The organism is Streptomyces sp. NBC_00885 (assembly GCF_045207475.1).
GTDB lineage: Bacteria > Actinomycetota > Actinomycetes > Streptomycetales > Streptomycetaceae > Streptomyces.
Map to the genome: position 1 here is coordinate 3,600,725 of NZ_CP108796.1, position 26,607 is coordinate 3,627,331.

Annotated in this window: 25 protein-coding genes; 10 read left to right on the plus strand and 15 right to left on the minus strand. The window is 69.6% G+C overall.

Features of this window, described 5'->3' with window-relative positions; translation table 11 throughout:
* The first annotated feature begins 240 nt into the window (after positions 1-240).
* From OHA61_RS16105 to cseC, 4 genes are read left to right on the plus strand one after another with little or no spacing between them, the layout of a single operon-like run.
* The gene (locus OHA61_RS16105; protein WP_324980352.1) at positions 241-813 is read left to right on the plus strand and encodes a SigE family RNA polymerase sigma factor; all 573 of its coding nucleotides are present in this window, start codon (positions 241-243) and stop codon (positions 811-813) included.
* Complete coding sequence (locus OHA61_RS16110; RefSeq protein ID WP_406303594.1) at positions 801-1,472, plus strand: hypothetical protein; 672 nt, start codon at positions 801-803, stop codon at positions 1,470-1,472. The genes OHA61_RS16105 and OHA61_RS16110 overlap by 13 nt, the downstream gene beginning before the upstream one ends.
* A gap of 12 nt (positions 1,473-1,484) precedes the next feature.
* Positions 1,485-2,192, plus strand: a complete 708-nt coding sequence (gene cseB / locus OHA61_RS16115; RefSeq protein ID WP_324980355.1) for a two-component system response regulator CseB — start codon at positions 1,485-1,487, stop codon at positions 2,190-2,192.
* Positions 2,189-3,511 carry a two-component system sensor histidine kinase CseC gene (gene cseC / locus OHA61_RS16120; protein WP_389374434.1) on the plus strand — a complete coding sequence of 441 codons (1,323 nt, stop codon included), beginning with the start codon at positions 2,189-2,191 and terminating at the stop codon, positions 3,509-3,511. Before cseB ends, cseC begins: the two co-directional genes overlap by 4 nt.
* Positions 3,512-3,515: 4 nt before the next feature.
* Here cseC and OHA61_RS16125 read toward each other — a convergent pair whose 3' ends face one another.
* From OHA61_RS16125 to OHA61_RS16135, 3 genes are all read right to left on the minus strand, one after another.
* On the minus strand, positions 3,516-3,962 hold the full coding sequence (locus tag OHA61_RS16125; protein ID WP_389374433.1) for a VOC family protein: 447 nt from the start codon (positions 3,960-3,962) through the stop codon (positions 3,516-3,518).
* A gap of 73 nt (positions 3,963-4,035) precedes the next feature.
* Positions 4,036-4,428, minus strand: a complete 393-nt coding sequence (locus tag OHA61_RS16130; protein WP_406307380.1) for a helix-turn-helix transcriptional regulator — start codon at positions 4,426-4,428, stop codon at positions 4,036-4,038.
* Positions 4,429-4,586: 158 nt separating this feature from the next.
* Positions 4,587-6,254 carry an MDR family MFS transporter gene (locus OHA61_RS16135; protein WP_406303595.1) on the minus strand — a complete coding sequence of 556 codons (1,668 nt, stop codon included), beginning with the start codon at positions 6,252-6,254 and terminating at the stop codon, positions 4,587-4,589.
* A gap of 102 nt (positions 6,255-6,356) precedes the next feature.
* Here OHA61_RS16135 and OHA61_RS16140 point away from each other — a divergent pair, with 102 nt between their 5' ends.
* Positions 6,357-6,917 (plus strand): TetR/AcrR family transcriptional regulator, encoded by a 561-nt coding sequence (locus OHA61_RS16140; RefSeq protein WP_406303596.1) that lies wholly within the window; start codon positions 6,357-6,359, stop codon positions 6,915-6,917.
* Positions 6,918-7,012: 95 nt separating this feature from the next.
* Here the strand turns inward: OHA61_RS16140 and OHA61_RS16145 are convergent, their stop codons facing one another.
* Complete coding sequence (locus tag OHA61_RS16145) at positions 7,013-7,792, minus strand: M23 family metallopeptidase (RefSeq protein WP_324980370.1); 780 nt, start codon at positions 7,790-7,792, stop codon at positions 7,013-7,015.
* A 537-nt stretch (positions 7,793-8,329) separates the two neighbouring features.
* Between OHA61_RS16145 and dacB the strand changes: the two genes are divergently transcribed.
* Genes dacB through OHA61_RS16160 form a run of 3 tightly spaced genes read left to right on the plus strand, consistent with a single transcriptional unit; the run spans position 8,330 to position 13,530 of the window.
* A complete protein-coding gene (dacB, locus tag OHA61_RS16150) occupies positions 8,330-9,943 on the plus strand; it encodes a D-alanyl-D-alanine carboxypeptidase/D-alanyl-D-alanine-endopeptidase (protein ID WP_406303597.1) in 1,614 nt (537 codons plus the stop codon).
* Positions 9,944-9,985: 42 nt separating this feature from the next.
* Positions 9,986-10,318 (plus strand): trypco2 family protein, encoded by a 333-nt coding sequence (locus tag OHA61_RS16155; protein WP_406303598.1) that lies wholly within the window; start codon positions 9,986-9,988, stop codon positions 10,316-10,318.
* Positions 10,315-13,530: an NACHT domain-containing protein gene (locus tag OHA61_RS16160; protein WP_406303599.1), complete on the plus strand. Its 3,216-nt coding sequence runs from the start codon at positions 10,315-10,317 to the stop codon at positions 13,528-13,530. Before OHA61_RS16155 ends, OHA61_RS16160 begins: the two co-directional genes overlap by 4 nt.
* 77 nt (positions 13,531-13,607) lie before the next feature.
* Here the strand turns inward: OHA61_RS16160 and OHA61_RS16165 are convergent, their stop codons facing one another.
* Positions 13,608-16,133 carry an ATP-dependent Clp protease ATP-binding subunit gene (locus tag OHA61_RS16165; RefSeq protein ID WP_266479644.1) on the minus strand — a complete coding sequence of 842 codons (2,526 nt, stop codon included), beginning with the start codon at positions 16,131-16,133 and terminating at the stop codon, positions 13,608-13,610.
* A 432-nt stretch (positions 16,134-16,565) separates the two neighbouring features.
* Between OHA61_RS16165 and OHA61_RS16170 the strand changes: the two genes are divergently transcribed.
* Positions 16,566-17,144, plus strand: coding sequence for an SCO3374 family protein (locus tag OHA61_RS16170; protein ID WP_361912554.1), 579 nt, complete (start codon positions 16,566-16,568; stop codon positions 17,142-17,144).
* On the opposite strand, the gene OHA61_RS16175 is transcribed toward OHA61_RS16170, so the two are convergent.
* The 10 genes from OHA61_RS16175 to OHA61_RS16220 all read right to left on the minus strand — a co-directional run bounded on the left by OHA61_RS16175 (position 17,123) and on the right by OHA61_RS16220 (position 25,266).
* Positions 17,123-17,458, minus strand: a complete 336-nt coding sequence (locus OHA61_RS16175) for an Lsr2 family protein (protein WP_142214397.1) — start codon at positions 17,456-17,458, stop codon at positions 17,123-17,125. The two genes, OHA61_RS16170 and OHA61_RS16175, sit on opposite strands and share 22 nt — an antisense overlap.
* Positions 17,459-17,600: 142 nt before the next feature.
* Positions 17,601-18,122, minus strand: coding sequence for an amino-acid N-acetyltransferase (locus OHA61_RS16180; RefSeq protein ID WP_324980009.1), 522 nt, complete (start codon positions 18,120-18,122; stop codon positions 17,601-17,603).
* Between the two features lie 9 nt (positions 18,123-18,131).
* Positions 18,132-18,527 (minus strand): BlaI/MecI/CopY family transcriptional regulator, encoded by a 396-nt coding sequence (locus tag OHA61_RS16185; RefSeq protein ID WP_324980006.1) that lies wholly within the window; start codon positions 18,525-18,527, stop codon positions 18,132-18,134.
* 114 nt (positions 18,528-18,641) lie between these two features.
* Positions 18,642-18,815, minus strand: a complete 174-nt coding sequence (locus OHA61_RS16190) for a hypothetical protein (RefSeq protein WP_266479660.1) — start codon at positions 18,813-18,815, stop codon at positions 18,642-18,644.
* Between the two features lie 14 nt (positions 18,816-18,829).
* Positions 18,830-19,444 carry a hypothetical protein gene (locus tag OHA61_RS16195; RefSeq protein WP_406307381.1) on the minus strand — a complete coding sequence of 205 codons (615 nt, stop codon included), beginning with the start codon at positions 19,442-19,444 and terminating at the stop codon, positions 18,830-18,832.
* 369 nt (positions 19,445-19,813) lie between these two features.
* Positions 19,814-20,611: a type III pantothenate kinase gene (locus OHA61_RS16200; RefSeq protein WP_324980175.1), complete on the minus strand. Its 798-nt coding sequence runs from the start codon at positions 20,609-20,611 to the stop codon at positions 19,814-19,816.
* The gene (gene nadC / locus OHA61_RS16205; protein ID WP_406303600.1) at positions 20,611-21,639 is read right to left on the minus strand and encodes a carboxylating nicotinate-nucleotide diphosphorylase; all 1,029 of its coding nucleotides are present in this window, start codon (positions 21,637-21,639) and stop codon (positions 20,611-20,613) included. The genes OHA61_RS16200 and nadC overlap by 1 nt, the downstream gene beginning before the upstream one ends.
* Positions 21,636-23,342 (minus strand): L-aspartate oxidase, encoded by a 1,707-nt coding sequence (locus OHA61_RS16210; protein ID WP_406303601.1) that lies wholly within the window; start codon positions 23,340-23,342, stop codon positions 21,636-21,638. Before OHA61_RS16210 ends, nadC begins: the two co-directional genes overlap by 4 nt.
* A complete protein-coding gene (gene panC, locus OHA61_RS16215) occupies positions 23,339-24,349 on the minus strand; it encodes a pantoate--beta-alanine ligase (RefSeq protein WP_406303602.1) in 1,011 nt (336 codons plus the stop codon). Before panC ends, OHA61_RS16210 begins: the two co-directional genes overlap by 4 nt.
* On the minus strand, positions 24,346-25,266 hold the full coding sequence (locus OHA61_RS16220; RefSeq protein WP_361912537.1) for a DUF2520 domain-containing protein: 921 nt from the start codon (positions 25,264-25,266) through the stop codon (positions 24,346-24,348). The genes panC and OHA61_RS16220 overlap by 4 nt, the downstream gene beginning before the upstream one ends.
* Before the next feature lie 139 nt (positions 25,267-25,405).
* Between OHA61_RS16220 and OHA61_RS16225 the strand changes: the two genes are divergently transcribed.
* Positions 25,406-26,548 (plus strand): threonine aldolase family protein, encoded by a 1,143-nt coding sequence (locus tag OHA61_RS16225; RefSeq protein ID WP_406303603.1) that lies wholly within the window; start codon positions 25,406-25,408, stop codon positions 26,546-26,548.
* Positions 26,549-26,607: the final 59 nt, after the last annotated feature.

Below are 26,607 nucleotides of genomic sequence, written 5' to 3' on the forward strand. Positions count from 1 at the left end.
ACAGAGCAGTCGCCGAGCCGCCGCGGAAAGCCGTGCCCGCGGCCCGGTCCGCAACACGCCGGGTGCCGTTTCCCACCCGAACCGTGCCTGAAACCTCTCCTGTTACACAACCGATGGATGGCCGTGCGCCCTCCGACGGCTGGACCGCACAGCCCCGTGACAACACCTCCGTAGCTTCATCTGGCGTAAGGGGACGGCAGTTGCTTGTCACGGGGATTCACGGGGACGGAGGCGGTTGAGATGGCGCACGGCGAGGTGCTCGAATTCGAAGAGTACGTACGCAACCGGCAGGAGGCCCTGCTGCGAAGCGCCCGGCGTCTCGTACCCGACCCGATCGACGCCCAGGACCTGTTGCAGACCGCTCTGGTCCGCACCTACGGCCGCTGGGACGGCATCGCCGACAAGTCGCTGGCCGACGCCTACCTCCGCCGCGTGATGATCAATACGCGTACGGAGTGGTGGCGGGCCCGCAAGCTCGAAGAGGTACCGACCGAGCAGCTGCCGGACGCGAGCGTCGAGGACGGCAGCGAGCAGCGCGCGGACCGCGCCCTGTTGATGGACGTACTGAAAGTTCTGGCTCCCAAGCAGCGCAGCGTCGTCGTGCTGCGACACTGGGAGCAGATGAGCACCGAAGAGACAGCTGCCGCGCTGGGCATGTCTGCCGGTACGGTGAAGAGCACGCTGCACCGGGCTCTCGCCCGGCTCCGCCAGGAGTTGGAGAGCCGGGACCTGGACGCCCGCGCCCTTGAGCGCGGCGAACTGCGGCGTGAGCGTGAGCTCGACGAACGGGGGCAGGAGCGGTGCGCGGCCTGAAAGTCAGAGGCGGCAACAAAAGCCTGGCGGCGAGCGGCGCGGCGATGGCCGGACTCGCCGCCGTAGGCGTGTTCACCGTCGCATGCTCCTCGGGCGGCACCGGGGTCCAGGACGAGGGCGCGGCTCATGCCGACGTGGTCGCCAAGGCCACTCCCTCGCCCGACTCGAGCCCCACGAACGGTGCGCAGAAGGCCGAGCGCGCGAACCCGGTAAAGCTGATCATGAGTGACCCCAAGGTCAGCGAACGGGTCAAGGCCGATCTCAAGCCCTGTGCCCGGGACTCCTACCCGGTGGACACCTCCTATGGAAACCTCACCGGCGGGACCAAGCCGGATGTGGTCGTCAACGTCCTGACGTGCGGCGACGCGGTTGGCATGGGCACGTATGTGTACCGGGACAACGGCGAGAAGTACGAGAATGTCTTCGCGGTCGAGGAGCCCGCGGTGTACTCCGCGATCGACCGGGGTGACCTGGTGGTGACCCAGCAGGTGTACGCCAAGGGTGATCCGGTCGCCGAGCCGTCTGGCGAGGAAGTCACCACCTGGCACTGGGCGGGCGGGAAGTTCGTCCAGCAGTACTGGGTGCGCAACGAATTCAGCAGAGCGGTCGGCGAGGGCGAAGCAGTCGTCCCCGAACCGTCATCGACGAGCGAGAACTGAGAGAGCAGCGGGATGGCCGAGACCCATGTCCTGTTCGTGGAGGACGACGACGTCATCCGCGAGGCGACCCAGCTGGCGCTGGAGCGCGACGGCTTCAGGGTCACCGCGATGCCCGACGGGCTGCAGGGCCTCGACGCGTTCCGGGCGAACCGTCCGGACATCGCGCTGCTCGATGTGATGGTGCCCGGCCTGGACGGCGTGAGTCTGTGCCGCCGTATCCGGGACGAGTCGACCGTGCCGGTGATCATGCTGTCGGCGCGGGCCGACTCCATCGATGTGGTGCTCGGCCTGGAGGCCGGCGCCGACGACTACGTCACCAAACCCTTCGACGGCGCGGTGCTGGTCGCCCGCATCCGCGCGGTCCTGCGCCGCTTCGGCCACGCGGGCGGCGCGGCGGGCGGCGAGTCCGGCCCGGCGGGCCAGGAGGCGCAGGAGGCGCTGCTGGTCTTCGGCGATCTGGAGATCGACACGGAGGGCATGGAAGTGCGCAAGGCCGGTGAGCCCGTGGGGCTGACGCCGACCGAGATGCGGTTGCTGCTGGAGTTCTCCTCCGCGCCCGGCACCGTGCTCTCCCGCGACAAGCTGCTGGAGCGGGTCTGGGACTACGGCTGGGGCGGCGACACCCGCGTCGTGGACGTCCATGTCCAGCGCCTGCGCACCAAGATCGGACAGGACCGGATCGAGACGGTCCGCGGCTTCGGTTACAAGCTCAAGGCATGAGGCGGCTCGTACTGCGCACCGGCGTCCGATGGAAGATCAGCATCGCGATCGCAGGGGTGGGCGCACTGATCGCCGTGGCGCTGAGCCTTGTTGTGCACAACGCGGCCCGCGTCTCGATGCTGGACAACGCGCGCGATGTCCAGATGGACCGGGTGGACATCGCGCGGCGCTGGTACGAGACGTCCAAGAACAAGGACCCCCGCTTCAACTCCAAGATCAATGACCCCGCGCTGCCCAAGTCGCTCCAGAAGCTGATGCGGGAGAAGCGGCGCGGTAGTTACGTCGACGAGGGCCGCGGCAGCACACCCGACATCTGGGCCGCCGTCCCCCTCTCCAACGGCGATGTGCTCTCCCTGCACAGCCCTTTCCCCAGACACAGCGCCGCCGTCATGAACGACCTCGACCGGGCGCTGATCATCGGTTCGGTCTCAGTGGTGTTCGGCGGCTGCGCGCTCGGCGTACTGATCGGCGGACAGCTCTCGCGCAGACTGCGCAAGGCCGCCGCGGCCGCCCGCAATGTCGCGCAGGGCAATACGGACGTACGGGTCAGGCACGCCATCAGTGGTGTCGTACGCGACGAGACCGACGATCTCGCCCGTGCCGTCGACGCCCTGACCGACGCGCTGAACGAACGCATCGAGGCGGAGCGCCGCGTCACCGCGGACATCGCGCACGAACTGCGCACCCCCGTCACCGGGCTGCTCACGGCCGCCGAGCTGTTGCCGCCCGGCCGCCCCAGCGAGCTCGTACGGGACCGGGCACAGGCCATGCGGACGCTGGTCGAGGACGTCCTGGAGGTGGCCAGGCTCGACAGCGCGTCGGAGCGGGCCGAACTCCAGGAGATCGCGCTCGGCGAGTTCGTCAGCCGCCGGATCACGGCACTGAATCCGGACGTGGTGGTCCGAGTCGTGCACGAGTCCTGGGTCAGCACCGATCCGCGCCGCCTCGAACGCATCCTGCTCAATCTGCTGACCAACGCCGCCAAGTACGGAAAGCCGACGGTCGAGGTCACCGTCGAGGGCCGCGTGGTGCGGGTCCGCGACCACGGTCCGGGCTATCCCGAGGCGCTGCTGCGCGAGGGCCCGAGCCGCTTCCGTACGGGCGCCAGCGACCGGGCGGGCACGGGCCACGGCCTGGGTCTGACGATCGCGGCGGGCCAGGCGCGCGTACTCGGCGCACGGCTGACCTTCCGCAATGCCGCGCCGGAGGGAATGCAGACGCCGCTGGGCGAGTCGGGCGGCGCGATCGCGGTGCTGTGGCTGCCCGAGCACGCGCCGACGAACACCGGCAGCTTCCCGATGATGCCGCTCCCGGACTAGCGGACTAGCTGGCCCAGTCCTTGTCGAGGTCGAGGCCGCCCTCGCGCCGCTGCGTGAAGGAGAACCAGTTGCCGGAGTCGTCGCGCAGGATCGCCTCCGTGCCGTACGGACGCTCCTGCGGCGGCTGCAGGAACTCCACTCCGCGCGCCTTGAGCCGCTCGTAGTCCCCATGGACATCGTCGGTGGTCAGCACCCCGGCGCCCATGACGCCCTTGCTGATGAGCGTCTTCATCGCCGCGGCCGCCTCCGGGTCCATCGCGGGCGCGCCCGGCACCATCAGCGTCAGCTCCACGTCCGGCTGGTCCTTGGCTCCGACGGTCAGCCAGCGCATCCCGCCGTCGCCCATGGTCATGTCGGTACGGACCTCAAGACCGAGCTTCTCGGTGTAGAACTCCTTGGCCCGGTCCTGGTCCAGGACCCAGACCGTGGAAATGGCAAGACCCTTGATCATGAGGTGCTCCTCGGTGGGGTGGCGTCGAGTGGGGTGGTCCCCGCCCGTGGTGTCACCGTAGGCAGCGCCCCCGTCAGTCGGCTTCTCCAGAATTGCTCTGTCCGTCCGGACGCTGTTTCGCGGGGAAGCCGCCCGCCCACAGCAGGGCATAACACCCCGGTATCAGCGCGGCCCCGCGCCCCACGTACCGGGCGCGGTACTCGCTCGGTGTCAGCCCGGTCTGCTTCTTGAACCGGGTCGAGAAGGTGCCGAGGCTGCTGAAGCCGACGAGCGTGCAGATCTCGGTGACGGACAGATCCGCCGAGCGCAGCAGTTCCTCGGCCCGCTCTATGCGCCGGCAGGACAGGTACTGGCCGGGCGTCTGCCCGTACACCGCCTTGAAGGCGCGCACGAAGTGATACCGCGAATACCCGGCATGGGCGGCCACCGCGTCCAGGTCGAGCGGCTCGGCCCAGTCGCGGTCCATGGCGTCCTTGGCGAGGCGCAGCTGCCGCAGATGGGCCAGGCGCGCCGGCGCCGCAGTGGTGCTTTCCACATGTCCGATGCTGGCACGCACCACTGACAACGGCCCCCGGTGTGCACACCGGGGGCCGTCGACCGGGCAATCTGCGGGGTTCGGGCGCGTCAGACCTTCTCGGCGACCTTCTCGCCGCCGGCGTCCGCGATCTCCTGCGCGTCCGCACTCTGCTCGGCGTCCGCATTCGGTTCCGCGGCGGGCGCCGGAGCCGCCCCGCGCAGCGGTACCTCCTTGACGAAGAACGCCGCCAGGAAGCCGATCACCGCGACCGCCGCCCCCAGCAGGAAGGCCGCGTGGGTGCCGGACGACACCGCGAACTCGTACGCCTCCCTCACCGGGTCCGGCAGCTTCGCCAGGCTCGCGGCGTCCAGCTGCGCGGAACGCTCGGTGATCGACGAGCCGCCCCTGGCCGCCATCTCGTGCTGCACCCGGCTGGTGAACAGCGCGCCCATGATCGCGACGCCGAAGGAGCTGCCGAGCGTACGGAAGAGGGTGGCACCGGAGGACGCGACGCCCATGTCCTTGAGCTCCACGCTGTTCTGCGCGACCAGCATGGTGATCTGCATCAGGAAGCCCATGCCCGCGCCGAGCACCGCCATGTAGAGGCCGGAGGTAAGCCGCGAGGTCTCGGTGTCCATCGTCGAGAGCAGGTACAGGCCGACCATCATCAGCCCGCCGCCGATGATCGGGAAGAGCCGGTACTTGCCGGTGCTGGTGGTGACCCGGCCCGCGATCATCGAGACGACGAGCATCGACATCAGCATGGGGAGCAGCAGCAGGCCGGAGTTGGTCGCGGACGCGCCCTGGACCGACTGCTGGTACAGCGGCAGGAAGAGCACCGCGCCGAACATCACGAATCCGGTCAGGAAGCCGATCACCGACATGAGGGAGAAGTTGCGGCTGCGGAAGATGTGCAGCGGCATGATCGGCTCGGCGGCCTTGGTCTCGACGAAGAAGAAGCCGGTGAGCGCGGCCACACCGATCGCGATGAGCTCCATGATCACGGCCGAGTCCCAGGCGTACTCCGTACCGCCCCAGGTGGTCACCAGCACGATCGAGGTGATGCCCACGGTCAGCAGCCCGGCGCCCAGATAGTCGATGCGCGCCTTGGTCCGTTCCTTCTTCGGCAGGTGGAGCACCGCGGTGACCATGGCGAGCGCGACGGCACCGAGCGGCAGGTTGATGTAGAAGCTCCATCGCCAGCCGAGGTGGTCGGTGATGGTGCCGCCGACCAGCGGTCCGCCGATCATCGCGACGGCCATGACGGCCGCCATCATGCCCTGGTACTTGCCGCGTTCCCGCGGCGGAACCAGATCGCCGATGATCGCCATGACGCCGACCATCAGACCGCCCGCGCCCAGTCCCTGGACGGCGCGGAAGCCGATGAGCTGGCCCATGTCCTGGGCCATGCCGCTGAGTGCCGAGCCGATCAGGAAGAGCACGATGGAGGTGAGGAAGGTGCCCTTGCGGCCGTACATGTCGCCGAGCTTGCCCCAGATCGGGGTGGAGGCGGCGGTGGCCAGGGTGTACGCGGTGACGACCCAGGAGAGATGCTCCAGGCCGCCGAGCTCACCGACGATGGTCGGCATCGCGGTGCCGACGATCATGTTGTCGAGCATGGCCAGCAGCATGGCGATCATGAGCGCGAGGATCACGACCCGGACGCTGCGCGCCTGAGGCTGGGCCTCCTGCTGCGCCTGTGACGGTTGCTTCGCCTGTTGCTCCCCCGGCGCCTCGGCGCTCGGCTTTTTCTTGTCTCCCGTTATACCGGCCATCGTTCCCACTCCCCGACACTTACTTGCCGCCCGGCTAGCTGACTACACTGGGAAGGTAGACCCGCAACTAGCCGGGCGTCAAGTAAGTTTTCAGGAGAGCCCATGGCCAGAGGCAACACCCGCCAGCGCATTCAGGACGTGGCTCTGGAGCTCTTCGCCGAGCAGGGCTACGAGAAGACCTCACTGCGCGAGATCGCGGAGTCCCTCGACGTCACCAAGGCCGCGCTGTACTACCACTTCAAGACCAAGGAAGACATCCTGATCAGCCTCTTCCAGGACCTCACGAGGCCGATGGACGAGCTGATCGAGTGGGCGCAGACGCAGCCGCACACCCTGGAGACGAAGAAGGAGATCCTGCGCCGCTACAGCCAGGCGCTGCTCGGCGCGGCCCCGCTCTTCCGCTTCATGCAGGAGAACCAGGCGACGCTGCGCGATCTGAGCATCGGCGAGACCTTCAAGGAGCGGATGCTGGCGATGGTAGAGCTGATCAAGGAGCCCGAGGCGGCTCTTCCCGACCAGGTCCGCTGCTTCAGCGCGCTCTTCACGATGCACGCCGGAATGTTCCTGCTCAAGGACGTCGAAGGCGACCCGGAGGACAAGCGCATGGCTGTCCTCGAGGTCGCCGTCGATCTCGTGAGCCAGGCTCACGGCGTCAAGGGCTGACACGCTGCGGCGTCAGGCTCGGCACACCGGGCCGGTGCGTCCGGCTCGGCACACCGGGCTCGGCGCGGCCGACTTGGCCCGTCCGGCTCCGTGCGTCAGATGGAGACACCCTCGGCGCGCAGGAAAGCCATGGGGTTGACCGCGGAGCCGTAGTTCGGGGTCGTACGGATCTCGAAGTGCAGGTGCGGGCCGGAGGAGTTACCGGTGTTGCCCGAGCGGGCGATCGCCTGGCCGGTCTTCACGTGCTTACCGACGAACACGTTGATCTTCGACAGGTGGGCGTACTGCGAGTACGTGCCGTTGGCGTGCTTGATCACAATGGCGTTGCCGTACGCGGAACCGTCGCCGCCGCCGTTCGGGCCGGCCTTCACGACGACACCGCCGTGGGTGGCCTTGACCAGGGTGCCGACCGGAACGGCGAAGTCCTGGCCGGAGTGCTTGTGGGACCACATGGCGCCGCCCTGGTTGAAGCTCGCGCTCAGCGTGTAGCGGGCGACCGGCTTGACCCAGCCGACCTTCTTGGCGGCCTTGGCCTTGGCAGCCTTCGCGGCAGCGGCCTTCACCGCGGCAGCCTTCGCAGCCTTGGCCTTCGCTGCGGCCTTGGCCTTGGCAGCCTTCGCGGCAGCGGCCTTGGCGGCTGCGGCAGCCTTCGCCTTCGCCGCGGCCTTGGCGGTTGCCGCGGCCTTGGCCTGCACGTCGGCCTGGACGGCCACGGCGGCGGCGGGAGTCGTGGCAGCCGCCTTGCCCGCAGTTGCGGAGGCGACACCGGCACCGGCTCCGACGACCATCACGGCGCCGAGTCCGGCGGCGACGACGGTGCCACGGTTACGGAGCACGGACGGGCGGAGACGGTGGTTGATGACGCGCTTCGACATACGGGAGAACCTCCGGGCATGAATGGACCCGGCGCGCTGGCACCGGGCTGGCCATCCCTTGGTAACCCGAGCTCCCGTTCCACCTCAAACACCCCATCTACGACATTGCGTCGTAGCCGTCACCCCGGGAATTCAACTCTTGACGCCATTCCCATCCCCACCGGAGTCCCTCGAAAATCGGACAAAATATCCCAGCGGGGAGAGGTTTAAGCCCTTGTGTGAACCGACCGAAACCGACATCCCGCCCGGATAAGCACCTCTCGCCCAGTCATGGACCAAACCCCCCGCCGCGATCCTGGACGGAGGGCCCCCTGCGAGGGGCGACAAGTGCTCCTATCCCGGCTAGTAGGGCCTCATGGGCCTGTGTGCCTTGTCACGGAGCCGGGGCCCGCCACGGGCCGCGGATGTTACCCGCGCCACACCAACTCCCGTGTCGCAAATGCCGGTTTCACCCCATATCGACACTCCAGAAGCAGTGCCCATACGACCGAACCGCCACCTTCCCGCCCAGGCCCGCCTCCGGGATGCTCCTGTGCCATGAGTAGACCCGTGATTCGCCCGACCCGAGGCCGCGGACGGCTCCGCGGCCGGCTCAGGCCCGCCCTCTTAGGCCTCGCCTGCATCCTCACGTCCACACTCACCTGGAGCGCACCCGCCGGAGCCGGACCCTCCGACACCGGGCTCAAGGGCGCCATCGACGCGATACTCGCCGACGCCCGCATGGACGGCGGGGCCGGGAGCGTGGTCATCGCCGACGCCGCCACCGGGGAGCGGCTCTACCAGCGCGACGGCGGCGACCGCCTGATGCCCGCCTCCAACACCAAACTCGCGACCTCCACCGCCGCGATGGCCCTGCTCGGTCCCGGTTACCGCTTCCACACCGACGTCCTGTCCACCGGCCGCCGTCACGGCTCCACCCTCCGCGGCGACCTCTATCTGCGGGGCGGCGGCGATCCCACGACCCTCGCCAAGGACTACGACCGGCTCGCCGCCGACCTGGCGGCCTCGGGCGTGAGGCGCGTCACCGGCCGCCTCGTCGCGGACGACACCCGTTTCGACACCCAGCGCCTCGGCCGCTCCTGGGCCGCCGACGACGAGTCCTCGTACTACTCCGCGCAGATCTCACCGCTGACCCTCGCGCCCGACACCGACTACGACTCCGGCACGGTCATCATCGAGGCGCTGCCCGGCGCCGCCGCCGGCGACAAGCCGCGCGTGAGCCTCACCCCGCTCACCGACTACGTACGCATCGACAACCGCGGCACCACCGTCCCCGCCGGACAGAGCGACACCCTCACCATCGAGCGGCGGCACGGCACCAACACGATCGCCGTCAGCGGGAACATCCCCGTCGGCGCGAGCGCGACCAAGGAGTGGGTGACCACCTGGGAGCCCACGGGCTACGCCGCCGCGGTCTTCTCCGACGCGCTCGCTCGGCACGGCATACGCGTCTCGGGCAGCCCCCGCCTCGGCCGCGCGACCCCGCCCGGCGCGAAGCTGCTGGCCACTCACAGCTCCATGCCGCTGCGGGAGTTGATGCTCCCCTTCATGAAGCTGTCCAACAACATCCACGCCGAGACGCTCACCAAGACGATCGGCTACGAGACGGCGGGCCGCGGTACCTGGGAAGCGGGCCTCGCGGCGATCGGCGGTTACCTGGGGAAGGAGGGCGTACGGACCTCCACGATCCGCCAGCTCGACGGCTCGGGCCTGACCCGTATGAACCTCTTTCCTGCCGAACAACTCGCCACGCTGCTCCTCTCCGTACGGGACGCTCCCTGGTACACCGACTGGTACGCATCCCTCCCGGTGGCCTGCAACACGGACCGCGCGATCGGCGGCACCCTGCGCTCCCGTATGTGCGGGACCCCCGCGGCCCTCAACGCCCGCGGCAAGACAGGGTCGTTGACGGGCGCCTCGGCGCTGTCGGGGTATGTGAAGGACGTCGCGGGCCGTGAACTCGTCTACAGCATCGTTCTCAACAACTACCTGGCGTCCTCAGTGAAGAGCATCGAGGACGCGATCGTGGTCACCCTCGCGAAGTCGGACACGGGGGCCGGCACCATCGCCGCTGTTGCCCCGAACGCGGTGCGCACCCAGGAGCCCCCGTCCAACCTCGAATGCTCCTGGCAGAAGCCGAAGTTCTGCTGAAACGCCGGTCGCCCGGACCGTACGGAAGGTACGGTCCGGGCCATGACGGACATCGAGCTCGCCGACGCGATCCAGTCGGTACGCGACCAGTTACTCGACGCGGCGACACGGGCCACAGATCAGCCCCTGGCCTTCGAAGTGGGCGACATCCAGATGGAGTTCACGATCGAGCTCCGCAAGGAGGCCAGAGGCGGCCTGAAGGTGAAGGCCTGGGTGGTCGAAGGGGGCGCGGACGGTGCCCGCACCACCGGGCACACCCACAAGGTCGCTTTCACACTCAAGCCCCGGGATGCGGTAACCGGCGAGCCGTGGAAGGTTGGCAACAACAGCGCGGGCAGCTCCAGCCGCTTCGGCCAGGTGCCCGGCCGCCCGTGAGCGGGCTGCCCACGACGCCCGAGCGCGTCGTCGCCGTGGTGTCGGGCGGGCGGCAGGGCAGTGGGGTGATCCTGTCGCCCCGGCTGGTGCTGACCTGCGCACATGTCCTGGGCGGCGGCGCCGGGGCACAGGTCCTGCATCCCGCAACGGGCGAACATCCGTGCAAGACGGTCTGGACGGACGAATCGCTCGATGTGTCCCTGCTGCAATCGGCCACCTCCCTGCTGCGGGGAAAACTTCGCCTGGGCAACGTCGAAACCGCGCAGGCGCTGTCCGGCTGCGAGGTCCTCGGTTTTCCCGACATCCAGCGCTTCGGCCCGGACCGCCATCTGGACCTCGACCAATTCACCGGCACCGTCCTCCCGGCTGCGGGCGCCCTGCGCCGGGTGCTCGTGTGCGAGCTGGACCGTCCGCCCGCTGCCGAGCGGACGGACGGCTCCTCCCCTCTGGCGGGGTTGTCGGGCGCACCGCTCTTTGCGGGAGCGGTACTGCTGGGCATCACGACCCAGGTGCCACACGGCCGCCGACACCAGCGGCTGGAGTGCACGCCCCTGGCCGAGGTGCTCGCCTCGGAAGGCTTCCTTCAGTCGTACGCGCCGTCGACCGCGCCACCGATCGCGGAACCGGTCACGGAGCTGCATCGCAGGGACCAGCAGTTCGAACGCGACTACACGGAATCGGTGGGGGTCGCGTACCGCAAGACGGAAATCTTCGGCCTGGACGAGCTGAACAAGCGCGACTCCACCTGGGATCTGGACACTGCATATCTGAGCCTGGAGGCCCAGCCCAAGCACAAGGAGGGCACCATGGGCGGCCCTTCCACCGTCAGCCGAGCACCGCAGCGCATCGACACCCTCCTGGCTTCCCGCCCCCGGGTGCTGATCCGCGGCGACGCCGGCGCAGGAAAGACGACCCTCGTGTGGTGGCTGGCCGCGCACGCGGCGGTGGGTGACCTCGGAGAGCAACTCGCCGACCTCAACGGCATGGTGCCCTTCGTCGTCCCCCTGCGCACCCTCCGCGCCCACGGTGGTGCCTTCCCGGCCCCGTCCCAGCTGCCGACGGCGGCGCATCTCCCGGTCGACGAGGCTCCGCAGGGCTGGGTAGGCCGAGTCCTCAAGGCGGGCCGCGCCTTGCTGCTCGTCGACGGCGTGGACGAGGTACCGCAGGACGACCGCGCCGCGGCGCACCGCTGGCTCACCGATCTGCTCGCACGTTTCCCGAGAAACCGCTGTGTTGCGACCGTGCGCCCGCTCGCTGTCGAATCGGACTGGCTGAAGTCCGACGGCTTCGAAGAACTGCGGCTGCTCCCCATGGGCACCGAGGACATCCAGGCGTTCGTGGCGGCCTGGCACGAGGCTGCCCGACTGGACTGCGAAGCCCTCGAGGACATCGACGCGCTGGAGCGGGACCTGTCGCGGCAGCTCAGGCAGAACCCGGCTCTGATCGATCTGGCCCGGACCCCGCTTCTGTGTGCGGTCATCTGCGCCCTGCACCGGCTGCGCCAGGGCTTCCTCCCGGACACCCGGTGGAAGCTCTACCAGGCTGCTCTGGACATGCTCCTCGGCAACCGCGACAAGCGGCGCAGGCTGGGCGCGGCCGAGGGCATCAGGATGAGCATCGAGGAGTCCACCGAACTGCTCCAGCGCATTGCTGTGTGGCTGGTACGGGAAGGCCAGTCGGAGTTCTCCCAGGAACAGGCCGTCCGCCAGTTGCAGCGGGCACTGCCGGGCATGGAGGGCATACGCGGCCAGGGTGCCCCGGAGGATGTGCTGAAGCACCTGCTCAACCGCAGCGGTCTGCTCCAGGAACGGGCCGAGGATGCCTTCCAGTTCGCCCACCGCACCTTCCAGGATTTCCTGGCTGCCAAGGAGTTCGTCGAAGACGGCCATCTCAACGAACTGCTGCGGCATGCCTCGGAGCAGCAGTGGCAGGACGTGATCCTGCTTGCCTCGGGCCACTGTGGCCGTCGTGAACTGTCCTCACTGGTCCATGGGTTGCTGGACGCGGGTGCCCGGGAGGACTCAGGCGCGGCACGAGCGAAGACCTATGTGCTCGCCGCGCTGTGCGCCCATCACGCCGCATACCTGGACGCCCGGACCGCCGGGCGGATGCGTGAGCACATCACCGGGCTGCTGCCACCGCGCGAGCCCGGCCTCGCTCCCGTACTGGCCCGCCTCGGCCCGTCCGTACTCAACCTGCTGCCGAGCCCGGAGGACGGAGGAGACGAAGTTCTGAGCGCCATCGGCCTCATCTTCGAGATCGGTGGACCCGAGGCCGTCCCCCACGCACGCGCATGGGCCGTCGCCCACCCCGGGGCGCGCCATGAGTTCGCCTACGCGTGGTCCAGCTTCCCGGCCGAGGAGTACGCACGCGAAGTGCTCAGCCGGATCGATCTGAGGGGTATCGGGCTCGCAGTCGAGACGCGGAGCCAACTCACCCAGCTTCACCGCCTGCCGGATGCCCGCAGGCTGATCTTCCGCGGTGACTTCGAAGAGGCAGAGCTCCGGGCTGCCCTGCGCGGCCGGGCAGTTGTCGGCCTCAGCCTGGCCGAGAACAGCGAACTGACGGACCTCTCTGTGCTGAGCGACGACGCGGATGAGCTCCAGGACCTGGAGTTGGCCGCCTGCGACAGGCTCTCGGACTTCTCCGCGCTCGATCGGCTTCCTCTGCTGCACAGGCTCGGACTGGAGGTTCGCACCTTCAACGGTACGGATCTGCCCAGCCTGCAGGCGATTGCCGGACTGCGTTCCCTGCGGCTTCACCGAAAGGTGGACATGCACCTCGCGTTCATACCCGTGCACCGCGGCGTGACGTCCCTGCGCATCGAGGCAGAGGACGTGTCCGGCTTCGACCGCCTGGACAACTGGCCGTCACTGACCCACCTGGAACTGCTCTCACCCCACACCTCCATCAAGAAGGCGCTGTCCTACGTACGCGGACGGGCGGGCATCACCAGGCTCGGCCTGACGCTCGGCTCCGCGGAGACCCTGTCCGCAGAGGCGCCCCTTCCCGCCGTACGCGAACTGACTCTCTGGGTCGGTGACCGTGTAGGGGACCTCGGCGTCCTGCGCACGATCTTTCCCTCGCTCTCCGAGCTGGACCTCATCCCGCCTGCCGCCGCGAGCCAGGAGCAGGATCTGGGACCCCTGCTCGGCCATCCCGGTCTTACGGTCCGCCTCAATGGCGTTCCCGCACCCTGCGGCGGCGTCTGACCCGCGCAGGCAGAGAAAGGGGCTGCCCCGGACCGTACGAAATGGTCCGGGGCAGCCCCTTCAGACACTCAGAACGCTTACGCGTCCTTCGACAGGTTCGGCCCGGCTCCGCCGGCCGCCTGCTCGATCGGAGGAACGTCCGGCAGCGCCGACTTCTCCTCGCCGCGGAAGGTGAACTTCTTCTCCTCACCCTCACCCTCGGTGTCCACGACCACGATGTGACCGGGGCGCAGCTCGCCGAAGAGGATCTTCTCCGACAGGATGTCCTCGATCTCGCGCTGGATCGTCCGGCGCAGCGGCCGGGCGCCCAGAACCGGGTCGTAGCCCTTCTTGGCGAGCAGCGACTTGGCCGTGGGGCTGAGCTCCAGACCCATGTCGCGGTCCTTCAGGCGCTCGTCCACCTTGGCGATCATGAGGTCGACGATCTGGATGATGTCTTCCTCGGTCAGCTGGTGGAAGACCACGGTGTCGTCGACACGGTTGAGGAACTCGGGCCGGAAGTGCTGCTTCAGCTCTTCGTTGACCTTGACCTTCATCCGGTCGTAGTTCGACTTGACGTCGCCCTGCGCCGCGAAGCCCAGGTTGAAGCCCTTCGAGATGTCCCGGGTCCCGAGGTTGGTCGTCATGATGATGACCGTGTTCTTGAAGTCCACGACGCGGCCCTGGGAGTCGGTCAGCCGACCGTCCTCCAGGATCTGCAGAAGGGAATTGAAGATATCGGGGTGGGCCTTCTCGACCTCGTCGAAGAGGACGACGGAGAACGGCTTCCGGCGCACCTTCTCGGTGAGCTGGCCGCCCTCTTCGTAACCCACGTATCCGGGCGGGGAACCGAAGAGACGCGAAACCGTGTGCTTCTCGCTGAACTCCGACATGTCGAGGGAGATCAGCGCATCCTCGTCGCCGAAGAGGAATTCGGCGAGCGTCTTGGAGAGCTCGGTCTTACCGACACCGGACGGGCCGGCGAAGATGAACGAGCCACCGGGGCGCTTCGGGTCCTTCAGACCCGCTCGCGTACGGCGAATGGCCTGCGAGAGCGCCTTGATGGCGTCCTTCTGGCCGATGACGCGCTTGTGGAGCTCGTCCTCCATGCGCAGCAGCCGGGAAGACTCCTCCTCGGTGAGCTTGAAGACGGGAATGCCGGTCGCCGTGGCGAGGACTTCGGCGATGAGCTCACCGTCGACCTCGGCGACGACGTCCATGTCGCCGGCCTTCCATTCCTTCTCGCGCTTGGTCTTCGCGGCGAGCAGCTGCTTCTCCTTGTCGCGGAGAGAGGCCGCCTTCTCGAAGTCCTGGGAGTCGATCGCCGACTCCTTGTCGCGGCGGACGCCCGCGATCTTCTCGTCGAACTCGCGGAGGTCCGGCGGCGCGGTCATCCGGCGGATGCGCATCCGGGAACCGGCCTCGTCGATCAGGTCGATCGCCTTGTCCGGCAGGAAGCGGTCCGAGATGTACCTGTCCGCCAGCGTCGCGGCCTGGACCAGCGCCTCGTCCGTGATGGAGACGCGGTGGTGGGCCTCGTAGCGGTCCCGCAGGCCCTTGAGGATCTCGATGGTGTGCGGCAGCGACGGCTCCGCGACCTGGATGGGCTGGAAGCGGCGCTCGAGCGCGGCGTCCTTCTCCAGGTGCTTGCGGTACTCGTCCAGCGTCGTGGCGCCGATGGTCTGCAGCTCACCACGGGCCAGCATCGGCTTGAGGATCGAGGCGGCGTCGATCGCGCCCTCGGCGGCACCCGCACCCACCAGGGTGTGGAGCTCGTCGATGAACAGGATGATGTCGCCGCGGGTGCGGATCTCCTTGAGAACCTTCTTCAGGCGCTCCTCGAAGTCACCGCGGTAGCGGGAGCCGGCGACCAGCGCGCCGAGGTCCAGGGTGTAGAGGTGCTTGTCCTTGAGGGTCTCGGGCACCTCGCCCTTGACGATGGCCTGGGCCAGGCCCTCGACGACCGCCGTCTTGCCGACGCCGGGCTCGCCGATGAGAACCGGGTTGTTCTTGGTACGGCGGGAGAGCACCTGCATGACCCGCTCGATCTCCTTCTCGCGCCCGATGACCGGGTCGAGCTTGGACTCACGAGCGGCCTGGGTGAGATTCCGGCCGAACTGGTCCAGGACGAGCGAGGTCGAGGGGGTGCCCTCGGCCGGGCCGCCTGCCGTGGCGGCTTCCTTGCCCTGGTAGCCGGAGAGCAGCTGGATGACCTGCTGCCGCACCCGGTTGAGATCGGCCCCGAGCTTCACGAGGACCTGGGCGGCGACGCCCTCGCCCTCGCGGATCAGGCCGAGCAGGATGTGCTCCGTGCCGATGTAGTTGTGGCCCAGCTGAAGGGCCTCTCGGAGCGACAGCTCCAGGACCTTCTTGGCACGGGGGGTGAAGGGGATGTGCCCGGACGGAGCCTGCTGGCCCTGCCCGATGATCTCCTCCACCTGCTGGCGGACCGCCTCGAGCGAAATCCCGAGGCTCTCCAGGGCCTTAGCGGCGACACCCTCACCCTCGTGGATAAGGCCCAGGAGGATGTGCTCGGTGCCGATGTAGTTGTGGTTGAGCATCCGGGCTTCTTCCTGAGCCAGGACGACAACCCGCCGCGCGCGGTCGGTGAACCTCTCGAACATCGTTAATCGCTCCTCAGAGCGGTCAGGCAGTAAGGGGTCGGTCCCCTCCCTGTCCTTCCGCAGCTTAGTCCCGCAAGCGGGGACCGCTCATTCCAACTGCCGACACCCGTCTGTGGCCTCCTGACCGCTGAACGCCGACAACTGCTCAACCCGATGGTGCGAGACGATGTTCCCGCAGGCCAGGCAGTTACCCTCACCACCGCTACGCCGATGGCGAACGTGAGACCGTACCTGCGAGCGTGTCGCCCCTCCCCACTAGGAATGTCTTACCCGCAAGCATTGACACTCCATGCGGCGCGCACCGGTTCCCTCAGCTACGGGCGAACAACCTTGCGCCTGCTGAAGCACGCATACGCCCTCAACTCAGACACCCTGTGCGATCGCACTCACACTCTGCGTAACTCCCGGGGCGGCTCTCCCGTTCCCGGGGGTATGGCTTCCATCGTCCCGCTTCCCCGCGCGTCCTGCGACGGCAGTGCCGCGCGGTGGTACGAGAACGAACTCGGCTGGGCCGCCGCGGAGGGGTCGCCGGTGCGGCTGCTCACCGGGCTGCGCTTCGATGTGCTGGAGCTGCCTGCGGACGCGGGCGCGGCCGTGCTGCGCCGTACGGAGACGGCCGGGCCGGTGGTTCTGATGGGGCGCAGAATGCGGTTCCTGGTGGCCGCGGGAAGCGCGGAGGAACTGCCCGGTCTGCTCGACTGGCTTCAGTGGGGCGGGATCGCGCTCGATCTGACCGCCATCGGCGCGGGCGGACTGATGACCGCCCCGCCGCCGCCCGGATGGCCTGGCTCGCGGGGGGCCGCCGTATGGCTGCGACCCCCCGTGCCGGGGCGCGAGGTGGAGCCGACGCTGCCGGCTCTGGCCCCTTTCGGGCGCAGTGCCGGAACAGGTGGGGGTATCAGCCCCGATCTCGTACGACTCGTGGACACAGTGGCGACCGAGTGTCACCGGGCCCGATTGCTGCGTACGAATACGCCGCGCACTAATACTCAGCCGTTGGCCTTCTCGTAAGCCTCACGAACCGTGGCCGGGACACGGCCGCGGTCGTTCACCTCGAAGCCGTTCGCCTTGGCCCAGGCGCGGATTTCTGCGGTGTCCTTGTTACCGCCCGCGGCGGGACGACCCTTGCCACGGCCGGACGCGGCGCGGCCACCCGTGCGCCGACCGCTCTTGGCGTACGGCTCGAGGAGACCACGGAGCTTGTCCGCATTGGCGGTGGTGAGGTCGATCTCGTAGGTCTTGCCATCCAGAGCGAACGTCACGGTCTCGTCCGCCTCGCCGCCGTCGAGGTCATCGACAAGAAGGACCTGAACCTTCTGTGCCACCGGATTTCCTTTCATCGAAAATGCAGTACGCGGAAAGGAAACCGCTTTTCCCTGGAAAACACAAACCCTCGGGAGAGGTTCAGAACCTCAAGAACGCGGGAAACATGCGCGATTCGGACATAGGGTTCCGACTCTTCGGTGATCACAGGTGCAGAAGCATCCGGCTGTTGCCCAAGGTGTTCGGCTTCACTCGTTCGAGCCCGAGGAACTCGGCGACGCCCTCGTCATAGGAACGCAGCAGCTCGCTGTAGACATCTCCGTCGACCGGAGTCTCACCGATCTCGACGAAGCCGTGCTTCGAGAAGAAGTCCACTTCGAAGGTGAGGCAGAAAACCTTGCGCACCCCCAGCCAGCGGGCGGTCTGCAGCAGCTTGCCGAGCACCTGATGACCGATGCCGGTGCCCTTGAAGACGGGATCGGTGGCGAGAGTGCGTACTTCCGCGAGGTCTTCCCACATGACATGCAGTGCGCCGCAGCCGACCACTCGGGCATCCTCGTCGCGTTCCGCGACCCAGAACTCCTGGATGTCTTCGTAAAGGGTGACCGTCGCTTTGTCGAGCAGGATGCCTTCACTCACGTACGGGTCGACGAGTCGGCGGACCTCGGGCACATCGCTGGTCCGGGCTCGCCTGACGGTGATGGCATTTGCTGCGGCATAAGGCATGGCCCGACGCTATCGCCCCGGCGGCGTACCGCCCTCGGGGGCCTCGGCGTCCTGAACCATGCGGACCGCGGCTTGCAGGGACTCGCGCTGCTCGGGCGACATCATGCTGAAGAAGGCGACCAGCGCGGCGGCGGGGTTGTCACTCTGGGACCAGGCTTCGTTCATCAGTGCTGCCGCGTAGGCGGCGCGGGTGGAGACCGCGGTATATCGATAGGCGCGGCCGTCGACTTCCCTGCGCACCCAGCCCTTCTGATGGAGATTGTCCATTACGGTCATGACGGTGGTGTAGGCGATGGACCGTTCCTGCTGAAGGTCTTCAAGGACTTCCCGGACGGTGACCGGCCGGTTCCATTGCCAGACGCGAGTCATGACGGCGTCTTCCAGCTCTCCCAATTGGCGGGGCACAGCGCCACCATAGTGCGAGTTGTGCCGGAATGGCCTGTTATTGCCGCAGCAAAAAGGACGCACGGCGGGAAATATGCCGTACGTCCTCGGTGCGAAGGGGTCCGCCGGTGAACGTCAGTCGTCGCGGCCGGCCTGGCGGGTGGATGCCGCACGGGCGAGCGCGGCGTCCACGATCGCGTCTTCCTTCGCCTTGTTCGGGCCGCCCTGGCTCTTGACGATCGTCACGACCAGGAAGGTGAAGAAGATGGCCATCACCACGGGGGGCAGGAGCGCGGATACGTAGTCCATGGCTCACAGAGTAGCTAGCCCGCGGCGAGCTGTTCCGGTGGGGGGACGGGCTTGCGGCGGGGCGGGAAGACCTCGGAGGGCTTGGGCACCGGGCGCTCGCCGGGTGCGGGCGCCTTGGGCTGCGGTTCCTGCTGGGGCTTCTCACGGGGTTTGTGCTGCGGCTTCGGCTCGTCGGCCGCCCGGCCGCCGGGGAGCGCATGGAGTCGGGTGCGGGGCGTCGGGGCGCCCGCCGGGGCGCGCGAGCCGGTCCGTACCGCGCGGCCGGCCAGCCGGGCGCGTACGGAGTGCTCCGCGAGCGTCTGGCAGCGGCGCAGCACGGCGGCACCGACGGGATGACTGCGCAGGGTCCGCAGCGCGGCCAGATCCTCGGGGCGGGGGTCGTAGCCGGCGGCCAGGGCGTCCTGGAGGAGCTCCAGATAGCCGGCTGCCGAGCCGGGGAGCGCTTCGCGGTAACGGGCGAGGTCGGCGAGGAGAAACGTACGCAGCCGGCCGGCCTCGCGTACCGCCTCGTCAACGGAATCGGCCAGACGCAGACAGTCCTGGACGTCCTCGTCGGCGAGAGGGGCGGGATGGAGGGCACTGGCGAGGGCGCGTCGGAGCACACGCAGCTCGTCTGCGCTGAAGGCCATGCCGCCGCGGGATCCGTATGGCGTGGGCATGGGGCGACGATACGTGCGACTTGGACAAAATCGGGTTAATTCCGCGAACCCGGGCGCGGCGGGGCGCCTGCCGCTGGCTTGGGCGGTCGGGGTGCGCGGTGCCGCAGGGCGGGGGCGGGGGGTGCGCCTGCGGCGGGCTTTGTCCCCGCCCCGCCCCTTCCCGAACTGGGGGCAAGCCCCCAGACCCCCGTACGCGCTTCGCGCGTGTCCTCAAACGCCGGACGGGCTGAAATGTGCGGCCGAGCCGCACATTCCAGCCCGTCCGGCGTTTGAGGCGCAGGAGGTTGGGGGTCCCCCCGGACGGAGTCTGGGGGAGGGCGGGGCGGGGAAAGCCCCCGCCTACATCCGCGACACGTTCCGCTCGTACACCAACCGCAGCCCGATCAGCGTCAGCCACGGCTCGTGCTCGTCGATCGCCGACGCCTCCCCCAGGACCATCGGCGCCAGGCCGCCCGTCGCGATCACCGTGACGTCGTCCGGGTCGTCGGCCAGTTCGACCTTCATGCGGCGGACCACGCCGTCGACCTGGCCCGCGAAGCCGTAGACGATGCCCGACTGCATCGCCTCGACCGTGTTCTTGCCGATCACACTGCGCGGGCGGGCCAGTTCGATCTTGCGGAGCTGGGCGCCCTTGACGCCGAGCGCCTCGACGGAGATCTCGATGCCGGGGGCGATCACGCCGCCCGCGTACTCACCGCGCGCGCTGACCGCGTCGAACGTCGTCGCCGTGCCGAAGTCGACGACGATCGCCGGGCCGCCGTACAGGTCGACGGCGGCGACCGCGTTGATGATGCGGTCCGCGCCGACCTCCTTGGGGTTGTCCATCAGGATCGGCACGCCGGTCTTGATGCCGGGCTCGACGAGGACGGCCGGGACGTCGCCGTAGTAGCGGCGGGTCACCTCGCGCAGTTCGTGCAGGACCGAGGGGACGGTGGAGCAGATCGCGATGCCCTCGATGCCGTCGCCCAGTTCGTCGCCGAGCAGCGGGTGCATGCCCATCAGGCCCTGCAGCAGGACCGCGAGTTCGTCGGCGGTGCGCCGGGCGTCGGTGGAGATGCGCCAGTGCTCGACGATCTCCTCGCCGTCGAACAGGCCGAGGACGGTGTGGGTGTTGCCGACGTCGATCGTGAGCAGCATCAGATGCCTGCCTCGCGCAGGTCGAGGCCGATGTCGAGGATCCGCGAGGAGTGCGTGAGCGCGCCCACCGCCAGGTAGTCGACGCCCGTCTCCGCATAGGCCCGGGCGGTGTCGAGGCTGAGGCGGCCGGAGGACTCGAGCAGGGCGCGGTGCGCGACGATCGCGACGGCCTCCTCGGTCTCGGCGGGGGTGAAGTTGTCCAGCAGGATCAGGTCGGCGCCCGCGTCCAGGACCTCGCGGACCTGGTGGAGGGTGTCGACCTCGACCTCTATGGCGAGGTCGGGGAAGGCGTCCCGTACGGCCTTGAAGGCCGCCGCCACGCCGCCCGCGGCCACGACGTGGTTGTCCTTGACCAGCGCGGCGTCCGAGAGCGACATGCGGTGGTTGACGCCGCCGCCGCAGCGCACCGCGTACTTCTCCAGGGCGCGCAGTCCGGGCGTGGTCTTGCGGGTGTCGCGGACCTTGGCGCCGGTGCCTTCGAGCACGTCCGCCCACGCGCGCGTGGCGGTCGCGATGCCGGACAGGCGGCACAGCAGATTCAGGGCGCTGCGCTCGCCGGTGAGCAGATCGCGGGTATTGGTGGTGACGGACAGCAGCTTCTGGCCCGCCTCGACGCGCTCGCCGTCCTCGACATGCCGCTCGACCTCGAAGGCGTCGGTGCAGACGATCGACAGGACGGCCTCGGCGATGCGCAGGCCCGCGACCGTACCGGCCTCGCGGGCGGTGAAGTCGCCGGTGGCGACGGCGTCCTGGGGGACGGTCGCCACGGTGGTGACATCCACGCCGCCGTCGAGGTCCTCGGCGAGGGCGAGGTGCGCGATGTCCTCGACCTGTACGGGATCGAGGCCCGCGTCGGCCAGCAGCTGGGCGAGGCCGGGGTCGAGGCCGCACTCCAGGTCGTCGTACCCCTCCTCGTCGCCTCCGCAGCCGCACGCGTCGCCGCAGCCGCCGGTGGAGGCCGCGGCGGGTGCGCCGATCTGGATCAGCGGTACGTCCACGGGACGCGGACGTTCTTCGGGCGTGCTCACGGCTGGGGCTCCCTGGGGGCGACGGGGACGGTCGGGGCGAATGCGGTGTTCTCGGTGCGGCTGACGACGAGGGACCGGTCGGGGGCGAGACGTACGACGAGATGGCGGCGCCACTGGGCGTCGTCGCGCTCGGGGCGGTCCTCGCGCCAGTGGCAGCCGCGGGTCTCCTCGCGCCGCAGCGCGGCGGTGGTCAGCACGCGGGCCACACACAGAAGGTTCGAGGTCTCCCAGGACTCGACGCCGGGCTCGGCCGTCTTGGCGGCGGAGCCGTTGCGGCCCTCGACGGCGTCGCGGTGGACGGCGTCGAGCGCGGCGGCGGCTGCGGTGAGGCTTTCGGCCGAGCGGAGCACGCCCGCGCCGTGCGACATGATCCGCTGGATCTCGGCGCGCGTCTCGGGGGCGATGAGCGGCAGTACGGAGGGGGTCGTCGGCGCGGCGGGCGCACCGGCCCGCAGCGGGGCACGGGACGCGATGTCGGCGGCGATGCGCTCGGCGAAGACCAGGCCCTCCAATAGGGAGTTGGACGCCAGCCGGTTCGCGCCGTGGACGCCCGTGCAGGCCACCTCGCCGCAGGCGTACAGACCCGGGACCGTGGTGCGGCCGTGCAGGTCCGTGCGGACGCCGCCGGAGGCGTAGTGCGCGGCGGGGGCCACCGGGATCGGCTCGGTGACGGGGTCGATGCCGTGGGCGCGGCACGCGGCGAGGATCGTGGGGAAGCGGGAGGCCCACATCTCGGCGCCGAAGTGGCGGGCGTCGAGATACATGTGGGCCGCGCCCTGCTCCTGCATCCGGCGCATGATGCCCTTGGCGACGATGTCGCGGGGCGCGAGCTCGGCCAGTTCGTGCTGTCCGAGCATGAAGCGGGTCCCGGACGCGTCGACGAGATGGGCGCCCTCGCCCCGTACCGCCTCGGAGACCAGGGGCTGCTGGCCCTCGCGGTCCGCGCCGAGGAAGAGCACCGTCGGGTGGAACTGCACGAATTCCAGGTCGCTCACCTCCGCTCCGGCGCGCAGCGCGAGCGCCACGCCGTCGCCGGTGGAGACCGCGGGGTTGGTGGTGGCGGAGAAGACCTGGCCCATGCCGCCGGTGGCCAGGACGACCGTGGGGGCGTGGACCGCGCCGACGCCGTCGTGCTGGCCCTCGCCCATGACATGCAGGGTGATACCGGCCGTACGGCCTTCGGCATCCGTCAGCAGGTCCAGGACCAGGGCGTTCTCGATGGTCCGCAGGCCCGCGTCGCGCACCGCCTCGACCAGCGCCCGGGAGATCTCGGCGCCCGTGGCGTCGCCGCCCGCGTGAGCTATGCGGCGCCGGTGATGCCCGCCCTCGCGGGTGAGCTCTATCTCGCCGGCGTCGGAGGTGTCGAAGTGGGCGCCGGTGGCGATCAGGCGGCGTACGGCGCCCGGCCCCTCGGTGACCAGGGTGCGTACCGCCTCCTCGTCGCACAGGCCCGCCCCCGCGACGAGGGTGTCGTCCAGATGCTGCTCGGGGGTGTCCCCCTCGCCGAGCGCCGCCGCGATGCCGCCCTGGGCCCAGCGCGTGGAGCCGTCGTCCAGGCGGGCCTTGGTGACCACGACCGTGCTCAGCCCCTCCGCTGCACAGCACAGCGCCGCGGTCAGGCCCGCGACGCCGGAGCCGACCACGACGACGTCCGCGTCGATGGCCCAGCCGGGGGCGGGAGCGTTCAGCCGTATTCCGGTCATGCGGGGGCTCCGAAGGTCAGGGGGATGTTGTCGATCAGCCGCGTGGTGCCGACCCGGGCGGCGACGGCCAGAACGGCGTCGCCGGTGTGGTCGTCGGGGACGTCGGTGAAGTCGGCCGGGTCGATGAGGGCCAGATAGTCCAGTACGAGCGGGGGCCTGGCCCTGGCCGCCTCGTCGAGGACGGCGCGGGCCGCGGCCCGTACGGCATCGGCGCCGCCCGGTCCCGCCTGCGCAACGGCGTGCGCGTCGGCCGCGGCGCGGGCCTCGCCGAGCTTGGACAGCGCGGCTGCCCGGGACTGCGACGCGGGCTGCGACTGGGCACGCGCGCGCAGCGCCTGCTGGGCGGTGAGCCGGTCGCGGGCCGCGAACAGCGCCCCCGACAGGGCGAGGGCGGTGCGGCGCTCCTCGGCGGAGAGATAGCGGTTTCGGCTGGACAGGGCGAGGCCGTCCGGCTCCCGCACGGTCGGTACGCCGACGATCTCGACCGGGAAGTTCAGATCGCCGGCCATCCGGCGGATCAGGGCCAGCTGCTGCGCGTCCTTCTGTCCGAAGAAGGCGGCATCGGGGCGCGTGAGGTTGAGCAGCTTGGCGACGACGGTGAGCATGCCGTCGAAGTGGCCGGGGCGCGAGGCCCCTTCGAGCCGCTCCCCCATCGGGCCCGCGGCGATGGTGACCTGTGGCTTGCCGCCGGGGTAGACCTCGTCGGCCGAGGGGGCGAACACGGCGTCCGCGCCCGCGTCTTCGGCCGTCTTGAGGTCGGCGTCGAGAGTACGGGGGTACCGGTCGAGGTCTTCGCCCGCGCCGAACTGCAGCGGGTTGACGAAGACCGTGACGACGACGAAACCCTCGCGCCCGACGTGCGCGCGGGCCGTGCGGATCAGGGTGGCGTGGCCCTCGTGGAGCGCGCCCATGGTCATCACCACGGCGGTGCGGCCGGGGACGGCGCGCAGGCCGAGGACGCGGTTCAGGTCGTCCACGGCCAAAGCGAGTTCGAAACCATGGCTCATCGCTGGTCATCCTCCGCAAGAACGCCCAGCAGATCCTCCGCGAGCTCCGGCTTGAGCAGGCCGTGCGCGAGTGCGCGGTCGGCGGTGGTGCGGGCCATCGCCAGATAACCGGCGACGGTTCCCGGGGCGTGCTTGCGCAGCTCCGCGACATGGGCGGCGACAGTGCCCGCGTCGCCGCGGGCGACGGGTCCGGTCAGGGCCGCGTCACCGGACCGCAGGGCGTTGTCCAGGGCGGCGCCGAGGAGCGGGCCGAGCATCCGGTCGGGAGCGGCCACTCCGGCCTTGCTGAGCAGCTCCATCGACTGGGCGACCAGGGTCACCAGGTGGTTCGCGCCGAGGGCGAGGGCCGCGTGGTAGAGCGGGCGGTTCGCCTCCTCGATCCACTCGGGCTCTCCGCCCATCTCGATGACGAGCGCCTCGGCGGCAAGCCGCAGCTCCTCGGGAGCGGTCACGCCGAACGAGCAGCCCGCCAGCCGCTGGACGTCCACGCTCGTCCCCGTGAACGTCATCGCGGGGTGCAGCGCGAGCGGCAGCGCACCGGCTCGCCGGGCGGGGTCCAGCACCTTCGTGCCGTAACGCCCCGAGGTGTGCACCAGCAGCTGCCCCGGGCGGACAGCGCCGGTCTCGACGAGTCCTTCGACGAGCGCGGGCAGGGCGTCGTCCGGGACGGTCAGCAGCACCAGGTCGGCGCGGGCGAGCACGTCGGCGGGCGTCACCAGGGGAACGTCGGGGAGCAGAGCGGCCGCCCGCCGCACGGACGCGTCGGAGACGCCGGAGACGGCGACCGGACGGTGTCCCGCGAGCCGCAGCGACGCCGCGAGAGCGGGACCGACACGGCCCGCTCCGACAACGCCGACGCTCAGGCGGGCGGGACGGTCCCGCGGGTCGAGCGGTTCCTGTGGTGCTGTGGCATTCACGCGGCGGGGCCTTCCGTTCCAGTCCGCGGGGGGTACCGGACGATTTCCCGTCATGCTACGCCAGCGCCTGTCCACCCCTTGCGGTTGTCCACAGGCTGTGGGCCGTCCGTACGACACGAGCGTGGGCGATGATCTGTGGATGACTGAGCAGAGCGAGCAGGACCAGCGCCGGCGGAGGCTCACGGCATGGCGGGCCTGTGACCGGGTGCTGTGGCGGAGCTCCGCCGACCGCCGCATCGGGGAGCGGCTCTCGGCTCTGGCGGCGGATGCTCGATCCGTCTACGACCTGGACGAATGGACCGACATCTACGGCAACGGGGTCGTCGGTGAACTGGAGCAGCGGGTGGCCGAACTGCTCGGCTTCCCGGCCGCGGTGTACTTCCCGACCGGGACGATGGCGCAGCAGGTGGCGCTGCGGTGCTGGGCGGGACGTACCGGGAACACGACCGTCGCGCTGCATCCGATGGCGCACCCACAAGTGCACGAGCGGGGTGCGTTCGGTGCGCTGAGCGGGCTGCGCACCGTCCACCCGACGAGTGAACCGCGGCTGCCTACGGAGGATGACGTACGGGACTTCGAGGAGCCCTTCGGGGCGCTGATGCTCGAACTGCCGCTGCGGGACGCGGGGTTCGTTCTGCCGGCGTGGGACGAGCTGGTGGCCGTGGTCGAGGCGGCGCGCTCCCGCGACGCGGTGGTCCACTTCGACGGCGCGCGCCTGTGGGAGTGCGTTTCGCACTTCGGCCGCCCGCTGGAGGAGATCGCCTCGCTCGCCGACAGCGTGTACGTGTCCTTCTACAAGTCGCTCGACGCGCTCTCCGGCGCGGCACTGGCGGGCCCGACGGACCTGATGGACGAGGCCCGCGCCTGGCGCCACCGGTACGGCGGCATGCTCTTCCAGCAGTACCCCGCGGCACTGTCGGCACTGCTCGGCCTGGAGCGCGAGCTGCCCCGGCTGCCGTCGTACGTGGCCCACGCCAAGCTCGTCGCGGCGGCGCTGCGGGAGGGTCTGGCGGCGGCCGGCGTGCCGTGGTTCCGGGTCCACCCCGGCGAGCCGCACACCCACCAGTTCCAGGTCTGGCTGGCAGGCGACGCCGAGGCGCTGAACGAGGCGTCGCTGACCCAGGCCGAGGAGACGGGCGTGACGCTGTTCCGCCACTGGTTCACGGAGGGGTGCCCGCCGGGGATCGCGGTCACGGAGGTGACGGTGGGGTCGGAAGGGCTGGAGTGGACGGGGGAGGACGTGCGGGATGCGGTGGAGGAGTTTGTGCGGCGGGCGGGGTAGCTCGTCGTCCCCACCTCCGGTCCCGCCGATTGACGAGCCCCGTCAAATGAAGCGGGACC

What these genes read in the sequence shown, in the direction of transcription:
- OHA61_RS16145 (WP_324980370.1), bottom strand. Translation starts at nt 7,792, where the DNA reads ATGTCGAAGCGCGTCATCAACCACCGTCTCCGCCCGTCCGTGCTCCGT.
- OHA61_RS16200 (WP_324980175.1), bottom strand. Translation starts at nt 20,611, where the DNA reads ATGCTGCTCACGATCGACGTCGGCAACACCCACACCGTCCTCGGCCTG.
- cseB (WP_324980355.1), top strand. Translation starts at nt 1,485, where the DNA reads ATGGCCGAGACCCATGTCCTGTTCGTGGAGGACGACGACGTCATCCGC.
- OHA61_RS16190 (WP_266479660.1), bottom strand. Translation starts at nt 18,815, where the DNA reads ATGGACTACGTATCCGCGCTCCTGCCCCCCGTGGTGATGGCCATCTTC.
- cseC (WP_389374434.1), top strand. Translation starts at nt 2,189, where the DNA reads ATGAGGCGGCTCGTACTGCGCACCGGCGTCCGATGGAAGATCAGCATC.
- OHA61_RS16155 (WP_406303598.1), top strand. Translation starts at nt 9,986, where the DNA reads ATGACGGACATCGAGCTCGCCGACGCGATCCAGTCGGTACGCGACCAG.
- OHA61_RS16225 (WP_406303603.1), top strand. Translation starts at nt 25,406, where the DNA reads ATGACTGAGCAGAGCGAGCAGGACCAGCGCCGGCGGAGGCTCACGGCA.
- OHA61_RS16140 (WP_406303596.1), top strand. Translation starts at nt 6,357, where the DNA reads ATGGCCAGAGGCAACACCCGCCAGCGCATTCAGGACGTGGCTCTGGAG.
- OHA61_RS16180 (WP_324980009.1), bottom strand. Translation starts at nt 18,122, where the DNA reads ATGCCTTATGCCGCAGCAAATGCCATCACCGTCAGGCGAGCCCGGACC.
- OHA61_RS16105 (WP_324980352.1), top strand. Translation starts at nt 241, where the DNA reads ATGGCGCACGGCGAGGTGCTCGAATTCGAAGAGTACGTACGCAACCGG.
- OHA61_RS16170 (WP_361912554.1), top strand. Translation starts at nt 16,566, where the DNA reads ATGGCTTCCATCGTCCCGCTTCCCCGCGCGTCCTGCGACGGCAGTGCC.
- OHA61_RS16125 (WP_389374433.1), bottom strand. Translation starts at nt 3,962, where the DNA reads ATGATCAAGGGTCTTGCCATTTCCACGGTCTGGGTCCTGGACCAGGAC.
- OHA61_RS16130 (WP_406307380.1), bottom strand. Translation starts at nt 4,428, where the DNA reads ATGGACCGCGACTGGGCCGAGCCGCTCGACCTGGACGCGGTGGCCGCC.
- OHA61_RS16165 (WP_266479644.1), bottom strand. Translation starts at nt 16,133, where the DNA reads ATGTTCGAGAGGTTCACCGACCGCGCGCGGCGGGTTGTCGTCCTGGCT.
- panC (WP_406303602.1), bottom strand. Translation starts at nt 24,349, where the DNA reads ATGAGCCATGGTTTCGAACTCGCTTTGGCCGTGGACGACCTGAACCGC.
- OHA61_RS16195 (WP_406307381.1), bottom strand. Translation starts at nt 19,444, where the DNA reads ATGGCCTTCAGCGCAGACGAGCTGCGTGTGCTCCGACGCGCCCTCGCC.
- dacB (WP_406303597.1), top strand. Translation starts at nt 8,330, where the DNA reads ATGAGTAGACCCGTGATTCGCCCGACCCGAGGCCGCGGACGGCTCCGC.
- OHA61_RS16210 (WP_406303601.1), bottom strand. Translation starts at nt 23,342, where the DNA reads ATGACCGGAATACGGCTGAACGCTCCCGCCCCCGGCTGGGCCATCGAC.
- OHA61_RS16135 (WP_406303595.1), bottom strand. Translation starts at nt 6,254, where the DNA reads ATGGCCGGTATAACGGGAGACAAGAAAAAGCCGAGCGCCGAGGCGCCG.